This window comes from Pseudoduganella rivuli, assembly GCF_009674485.1.
GTDB classification, from domain to species: domain Bacteria; phylum Pseudomonadota; class Gammaproteobacteria; order Burkholderiales; family Burkholderiaceae_D; genus Rugamonas; species Rugamonas rivuli_B.
In genome coordinates this window covers 103616-111201 of the sequence record NZ_WKJJ01000024.1, presented here as the reverse complement: position 1 = coordinate 111201, position 7586 = coordinate 103616, and the positions used below count along the sequence as shown (strand labels likewise).

Genomic DNA, 7586 nt, shown 5'->3' with positions numbered 1-7586 from the left:
GTACATCCACTACTATAATCACGAGCGTATCAAGCTTAAACTAAAAGGGCTGAGTCCTGTGCAATACAGGACTCAGCCCTTGGCTACCTAGCAAACTAAACCGTCCAAATTCTGGGGGTCAGTTCAAGCTGGCGGGTTTTGTTTTTTCCGGAAGGATTATGGCGTTTGCTTGAGGTTGAGCAGGCGTTCAGCCAATTCATCGGCCTCGCTGGGCGACAGAAAATGGGGATACAGCGAGCGCTCACCGCCGGCCCGCATGCCCGTACCGCCCAGTTCTGCAATTTGCTGGGCCACGTGGTCCATGCTGGTCCACAGCAGGTAGCCCGGCGCATTGACCCGCTTGTTGATGCGCTGTTCACCCAGGCACCGGAATCCCAGCATGGTTTCGTAATAGCGCCTGTGGCGGGGATTGACTTCAATGAACACATCCGTGCAGCGATGCTTGGTATGGCCGTAGATAAACATCACATGGCACAGCGAGGCCAATGTCTTCCGTGAGTTGGCTTTCGGTGCAATTGCCAGTTTGGTGATTTCACACACGCGCCCGCCCTGCATGCGGTAAGCGTCGATCACATCCTTGAAATCCGCATCGGCCTGCAAGCCTTCCGCTGAGTCGAATCCCAGCGTGACCGTACCCACCGTTTCGCCACGTTCAGTGGCAAACAGTGTTACGCGATGTGGATGCTCTTCGACGCGGTGCGTGCCAGTGTAGCCGCGCCACGCATACATCTTCCCCAGCAACTGGCTGGCGGAAAAACGCGCTTCATCGGTATCTGCAAGGCGGATGCCTTGAGCAAGGTCTGGAATAGTCACCGGAAAAATATAACAGAGCCCGCCGGAGGCGGGCGCACGGCTGAGACTGTAAGCGTCAGCCAGTGGGTTGATCCAACTTCAGCAAACGGTTTGCCAGACCGGACTCTTCCCGGCGCGACAGGAAATACGGATACAGCGAACGTTCATTGCCCGGATGGTCACTGGTGCCGCCCAGGCGGGCAATTTCCGCATTGACGTGCGCCATGCTAACCCATAACAGGTAGGCCGGCGCATCGACGCGGGGATTGGTGCGCACGTCGCAGACGGCCTGGAAGCCCAGCATCGCTTCGTAATAGCGGCGGTGGCGCGGATTCACTTCGATGAACACATCCGTGCAATGGTGACGGTAGTGCGCATAGATAAACAGCACATGGAACAGCGACGCCAGCGCCATTTTTGAGCGCAGCGTAGGGTCGAAGGCCAGCTTGGTGATTTCACATACCTTGCCGCCACGCAACCGCACTTTTTGAATTTCATCGTGGAAAATTTCATCGGCAAGGATGCCGGCATCGGAATCGATGCCAATGGTGACAGTGCCGATTACGTTTCCCTTGTCCGTAGCGGACAAGGTAATGCGGTTGGGATTTTCTTCGACTTTGTGCTTGTCGCCATAGCCGCGCCACCCATACATCTTGTTGATCAGCATGCTTGCTGAATTGCGTCCGACTTCGGTATCGGCAAGACGAATGGCAAAATGGTCTTGCTGCATGATGACTTCGTTGCCCAAGGCAACGGGCTCCATGCACACAACGTGGGAACGGGGCGCCGGCGGCTTGATCATCAAGCCGTTATCCGGCACCTCGGATTTCTGGTCCATGGGAACTCTCCTGGGGGGCGGCGGTGGTGTGGTCGAAGAGCGGGCTGAAGTATATCGTACCGCTCCCGCCCCACACCGGCAAACCAAGTGTCAGCCGTGCGCCACCATTACTGTAATTGTTTCAATAAGGCTTGCGCTTCATCAGCCTGGGCAAACCCTTTGCCGGATGCCAGTGCCTGTTCCGCTGCCTTGCGCGCACCGGCCTTGTCGCCCGACTTGAACAGCGCTGTCGCCAGGTGGTACTGCAGCGTTGCTGCTTGCGGCGCCTTGGCAACGGCTTGCTGCAGCAATGGCACGGCGCGCTTGGCGTCGCCCTGCTCAACCAGGATCCAGCCCAGCGTATCGATGATGGCCGGTTCCGAGCTGGCCAGTTTGTAAGCCGCTTCTGCTGTTGGCAGGGCGCGGCTATCCTTGCTTTGCTGGTAAGCAAACGCAAGGTTATTCAGGATCGCCGCGTTGTTCGGCGTTTCCTTGGACATGGCTTCCAGTTGCTCGGCTGCCTGTTTGTATTGCTTGTCGCGCAGGCTCATTTCGGCACGGAACAATTGCAGGCGCAGGTCCTTCGGATACTGCTGAATCGCCTGGGCCAGGCGCTTGTCTGCTTCCGCGCCTTTTCCTGCGGCGCGTTGCGCCGTCAAGACCCTGATCAACAGGTCGGCCGTTTTCGACAGCGACAGCGATTTTTCATATAACGGCAGCGCCTGGGCCGGCTTGTCCGTTTTCATCAGGATGTCGCCTTCCACGATAAAGCCGGCAGCCGACTCCGGATGTTTCTTTTGCAGGGCACGAGCCTGGGCCAAGGCCTGGTCGACTTGCTTTTTGTTGAACAGCAGCTCCGCATAGGCAATTTGGGCGGCCGGAAAATCCGGCTGCAATTGCAGCGCTTTCTTGACGTCTTCTTCCGCCGCGGTGGGGTTCTTCAGCATCATGTGCACGTTGGCGATTGCCATTTGCACGAGCGCATTCTTTGGCTGCGCTCCTGCCAGCTTGCTGTAGGTTTCCAGCGCGCCGTCCAGGTCCTTGTTGGCCATTTGCGATTTGGCCAGCATGTCCAGCAGCTCGGGATTGTCCGGATTGGCCACCTGCATCTTGCGCGCCAGGGTCAGGGCTTTTTGCTGTTGATTGGTCGACAGGTATTGCGTAATCAGGCGGGTTGCCGGACCCACGGCTTCCGGATTTTCCGCCTGGGCCTGCTCCAGCCAGCGCGTCGCCTCCGGAACGTTTTTCTCCATGCCGGCCAGCGCCGCCAGCGCCGTCATGGCCTCGGCACTCTTCTTGTTCTTGTCGAGGAAACGCTGCAATACCGCTTTGGCTTCAGCCGGCTTTTTCTCGGTGATGGCCAGCATGGCCAGGTTGCCCGTGGCGGGATAATAGTCCGGCTTCAGGCTGGCAGCCTTTTCGAAACTGGCGCGCGCTCCGGCCAAGTCTTTCTTGCCCGTCAATACAAGGCCTTTCAGCTCGTGCACCGCAGCATTGTCAGCGAACTCCTTTTCCAGGGCGGAAACAGTCGCCAGCGCCTTGTCATAGTTCTTGAGTCCCAGCTGTGCACGTGCCAGCACCATCCCCGCCTGCGGCGTCTTGTCGAGCTTGACCGCCGCTTCGAGTTCCGCCAGGCCTTTGGCTTCTTCGCCTTTTTGCAGCTTGCTGATGCCCAGCTGGATGTGCAGCGCGGCGGAGTCCGGCGCTTTGCTGCTGGCTTTTTCAAAGAATTCGGATGCTTTCGTGAAGTCGCGCACCTGCATATACGTTTCGCCAGCCAGCGCAAATACTTGCAAATCGTCGGTGCCGCCTTTCAGCGCCGGGGTCAGCACGCTCAGTGCATCCGGGCTCTGGCCGGTTTTTAACAGCGCCATGGCCAGCATTTTGCGGGCATAGACATTGTCGGGATATTTCTCCACGTATTTGCGGAGATGCCGCTCGGCCTGTTGCACCGAGCCCTGGCGCAACGCCACGGCGCCGGCCAGCAAGATGGTCGGCATATGCTCGGGTGCGGCGCGCAGCACTTTCTGGATGCTTTCATCGGCAGCCGCATTCTTGTTTTGCGAAAAGTCCAGCAGCGCTTGCGTGTACGTGACGAGCATGCTGCCCGGCGTGATTTTCTTGGCCTTGTCCAGATCGGCCTGGGCCTTGTCATATTGGCCGGCGGACAGTTCCAGGTACGCCTTTTCAATATTGACGGAACGGTGATTCGGCTTTACCGCCAGCACCTTGTCGTACTGGGCGATCGCTTCGTCCGTCTTGTGCTGCACGCGCAGCAAGTCCGCCTTGAACATCAGCGCTTCGACACTTTGCGGTTCCGCCGCCAGCGCCTCATCCGCCAGGCGCATCGCGCCTTCCGGATCGCCATTCATTTGCAGCAAGCGGCCTTTCGCCGACAGCGCCAGCGCGTTCTTCGGCTGCGTTTGCAATACCTGGTCCAGCACGGCTCCCGCTTCGTCGCGCTTTTTCAGCGCAACCAGCGCTTCAGCGCGGTACAGCGCCAAATCCGCGCCATTTTTCTTGCCTTCTTCCGCCGTCTCATCCAGTACTTTCTGGAACTGGCCTTGCGCCAGCAGCGCCTTGGCCAGGATCGGCATGGTTTTATCCGATGGGTACTTCAGGCTGATCGCGCGGCGGATTTCTTTTTCCGCCGCGGCGCCATCGCCATTGTCGACGTAGGCCGATGCCAGCATGAAGCGCGCTTCGCCATCGTCCGGATTGGCCTGCAAGGCATTTTTCAGCTGGATCATGGCGGCATTCATGTCGCCTTTTTGCTGATATTGCTTGGCTTGTGCCACCAGCGTCTCACTCGATTCTTGTTTTTTGCATGCAACCAGACCGGTGGACAGTGCTGCGACCATGGTGGCGAGCGCCAGCTTGTTTACGCGTTGGGACATAGGATTCCTTTGAGATGAAGGGCTGCGCACTGCTGACGTGAGCGTGCCAACTTGCCATCCGTTATGTTGGCATGTTACACGCGGTGTAGCAATAGAAATAACAATGCAAGTCAGGCATGCCAAAGATATGCCGTTGGCGATATGCGCCAGGCATGCCTGCCGGTCAGCTGCGGCGGCCGACCAGCACTTCCACGGCGGCCGGGTGGCTGAGGAAGGCGCCGGGGCTGGCGCTCAAACCATACGCGCCCGATTGCAGCACGGCCACCAGGTCGCCGGGACCGGCTTGCGCCAGTTCCATCTGGTCCGCCAACAAGTCCAGCGGCGTGCACAGCGGCCCGACCACGGAGGCGGTTTCACGGGGACCTTGCGCCACGCGGTTGCCGATGACCACAGGGTAATTCTTGCGGATCACCTGGCCGAAATTGCCGGACGCCGACAAGTGGTGGTGCAGGCCGCCGTCCGTCACCAGGTAGGTGCGGCCGCGCGATTGTTTGCGCTCGATAATGCGCGTGACATAGACGCCTGCTTCGCCCACCAGGTAGCGTCCCAGTTCAATGACGATTTGTACGCCGGGCAGGGCGCGCAGCACCTCGGGCAACAGCGCGCGCAAGCCATCGCCGACAGCCTGCAAATCCAGCCGCTCTTCGCCGGGGAAATACGGAATGCCGAAGCCGCCGCCGATGTTCAGCGTGCGCAGCGGCGACGGCGCGTGGGCCGCCAGGCGCAGCGCCAGCGCAAAGGTTTTTTCATGGGCTTCGCGCAGCGCCGCCGGTTTCAGGTTTTGCGAACCGCTGAAGATGTGGAACCCGTGGAAATCCACGGCCAGTTGCGCCAGGCGCGCCAGCACGTCGGGCGCGATTTCCGCATCGATGCCGAATTGCTTGGGACCGCCACCCATTTTCATGCCGGACGATTTCAGTTCGAAGTCCGGGTTGATGCGCAGCGCCACTTGCGGGCGCACGTTCAGTTGCTGGCCGATGCCGGCGATGCGCTCCAGTTCCCCGCTTGACTCCACGTTCAGCACGATGCCGGCGGCGATCGCACTGGCCAGGTCCGCATCGCTCTTGCCGGGACCGGCAAAGCTGATGTGCTGCGGGTCGATGCCGGTATCGAGCGCCACGCGCAATTCGCCGCCGGACGCCACGTCGAGTCCGTCCACCAGTCCCGCCATGTGCTGCACCACGGCCGGCATCGGGTTGGCCTTCATCGCGTAGTGCAACGCGATTTCCGGCGGCAGCGCTTGCCGTAGCGCTTCGACGCGGCGCGTCAGCGCACCCCGGTCGTAGGCATAGAACGGCGTTTGTCCCACTTGCGCGGCCAGGCGGGGCAACGGTATGCCACCCACCACCAGGCTATCGTCGGCGACGGGGAATTGCTCGAGCGGAGCGTGCTGGGGACGGGCTGGCGTGGTCATAGCGAATATGGACGGATATCAGGAGGCAGCCATGGTCAGGCCTGGAAACAGTCTGCGTAGTGCAGGCTCAATGACTTGCGGTCGATCTTGCCGTTGGGATTGCGCGGCAGCGGCGCGTCCGCCACGACGATACGCTGCGGCAGCATGTAGGCGGGCAAGTGCGGCTTGACAGCGGCCAGCAGCGTTTCCGCCGTCGTGCCCGGGGCGCCTTGCGCAATGATGACGATGGCTTGTCCCAGCGCGGGATGGGGCGCGCCGATGGCGGCCGCTTCCAGCACGCCGCCGCGCGCATACACGACTTCTTCCACTTCCGTCGGGCTGACGCGGTAGCCCGACGTCTTGATCATTTCATCGGTGCGGGAAATAAAGTACAGGAAGCCTTCCGCATCGCGGCGTACCGTGTCGCCGGACCACACGGCCCATTCCGGCACCGTCAGTCCGGCGCCGCCGGGCTGCACGAAGGGCTTGAAGCGCTCGGCCGTCTTGGCCGGATCGTTCCAGTAGCCCAGCGACACCAGCGCGCCGCGGTGCACCAGTTCACCCGGCTCGTCCGCGTCGCATTCGCTGCCATCGGGGCGCAGCACCAGCACTTCCGCATTCGGGATGGCCTTGCCCATGGAATCGGGACGCCGTTCCAGTTCGGACGGCGGCAGGTACGTCGAGCGGAACGCTTCCGTCAAGCCATACATCAGGTAAGGCTGCGCATTGGGCAGCGCCTGCCGCAGCGCGTCCAGCGTCGGGCGCTGCATGGCGCCGCCGGAGTTGGTCCAGTAGCGCAGCGTGCAGTCGGCTGGCCACGCCAGCGGCGCCAGTTGCAGCCACAGGGGCGGCACGGCGGCCAGGCCCGTGATGCGCTCGGCCACCACGGCTTTCAGCACGTCACGCGGCAGCAAGTGGTTCAGCAATACCGCCGTGGCGCCCACGCGGAAGGCCGTGGTCAGCTGGCTCAGGCCATAGTCGAAACTGAGCGGCAACACGGCCAGGAGGCGGTCTTGCGGCGTATTGTTCAGGTAAGTCGAGACGCTGGCGGCGCCGGCCACCAGGTTGCGGTGCGACAGCACCACGCCTTTGGGTTTGCCCGTGCTGCCCGACGTGTACAAGATGGCAGCCATGTCCGTGTCGATGCCGTGGCGGGGCGGCGTGCCGGGCGGCGCGGCCAGCGCGCTGTCCCAGCCGAGTACGCCAACGCCGGGCACCTCCGGCAGGGCGGCGCCGGACGGATTGACGGCAATGACGGTCGCCAGGTCCGGGCACTGCGCCAGCGCCGGCGCCAAGAGGCGCAAACGGTCGGCGCTGGTGACCAGCACGCGCACGTTGCAGTCGGCCAGGATATACGCCACCTGTTCCGGTTTCAGCAGGGGATTGACGGGAACAAAGACGCCGCCGGCGGCCGCCGCGCCAAACATGGCGGCCACGTTTTCCACGTTTTTTTCCATGCAGACGGCGACCCGCTCGCCCCGTTCCAGCCCGACGGCGGCCAGCGCATCGGCCGCGCTGCGCACGGCGCCGGCCAGCGCCGCATAATCGAGGCGGCGCGCGCCATACACCAGCGCTTCGGCGCCTGGCGTGCGGCGGGCGCTGTCAAAAATGAATTCGTGTATCAGCTCGCTCATGGGGCCGCATGGTACGCGCAGGCTGTGGGGCTGTCCATCGCTGAGGCAGGTCG

6 protein-coding genes are annotated in these 7586 nt (G+C 61.9%); 1 reads left to right on the top strand and 5 read right to left on the bottom strand.

Annotated features, from left to right (window positions below; translation table 11 throughout):
• A partial coding sequence (locus tag GJ700_RS29590) for an IS3 family transposase (protein ID WP_154380819.1) occupies positions 1–91 on the top strand: 91 nt, incomplete at its 5' end.
• A gap of 65 nt (positions 92–156) precedes the next feature.
• Here GJ700_RS29590 and GJ700_RS29585 read toward each other — a convergent pair.
• The 5 genes from GJ700_RS29585 to GJ700_RS29565 all read right to left on the bottom strand — a co-directional run bounded on the left by GJ700_RS29585 (position 157) and on the right by GJ700_RS29565 (position 7533).
• A complete protein-coding gene (locus GJ700_RS29585) occupies positions 157–813 on the bottom strand; it encodes an N-acyl amino acid synthase FeeM domain-containing protein (protein ID WP_371868195.1) in 657 nt (218 codons plus the stop codon).
• Between the two features lie 55 nt (positions 814–868).
• Positions 869–1630 (bottom strand): N-acyl amino acid synthase FeeM domain-containing protein, encoded by a 762-nt coding sequence (locus tag GJ700_RS29580; protein ID WP_229507319.1) that lies wholly within the window; start codon positions 1628–1630, stop codon positions 869–871.
• A 107-nt stretch (positions 1631–1737) separates the two neighbouring features.
• Positions 1738–4506, bottom strand: a complete 2769-nt coding sequence (gene prsT / locus GJ700_RS29575; protein ID WP_154380817.1) for an XrtA/PEP-CTERM system TPR-repeat protein PrsT — start codon at positions 4504–4506, stop codon at positions 1738–1740.
• 163 nt (positions 4507–4669) lie between these two features.
• On the bottom strand, positions 4670–5920 hold the full coding sequence (locus GJ700_RS29570) for a pyridoxal-dependent decarboxylase, exosortase A system-associated (RefSeq protein WP_154380815.1): 1251 nt from the start codon (positions 5918–5920) through the stop codon (positions 4670–4672).
• Positions 5921–5955: 35 nt separating this feature from the next.
• A complete protein-coding gene (locus GJ700_RS29565) occupies positions 5956–7533 on the bottom strand; it encodes an acyl-CoA ligase (AMP-forming), exosortase A system-associated (protein WP_154380813.1) in 1578 nt (525 codons plus the stop codon).
• Between the last annotated feature and the right edge of the window lie 53 nt (positions 7534–7586).

What these genes read in the sequence shown, in the direction of transcription:
- GJ700_RS29580 (WP_229507319.1), bottom strand. Translation starts at nt 1,630, where the DNA reads ATGGACCAGAAATCCGAGGTGCCGGATAACGGCTTGATGATCAAGCCG.
- prsT (WP_154380817.1), bottom strand. Translation starts at nt 4,506, where the DNA reads ATGTCCCAACGCGTAAACAAGCTGGCGCTCGCCACCATGGTCGCAGCA.
- GJ700_RS29570 (WP_154380815.1), bottom strand. Translation starts at nt 5,920, where the DNA reads ATGACCACGCCAGCCCGTCCCCAGCACGCTCCGCTCGAGCAATTCCCC.
- GJ700_RS29565 (WP_154380813.1), bottom strand. Translation starts at nt 7,533, where the DNA reads ATGAGCGAGCTGATACACGAATTCATTTTTGACAGCGCCCGCCGCACG.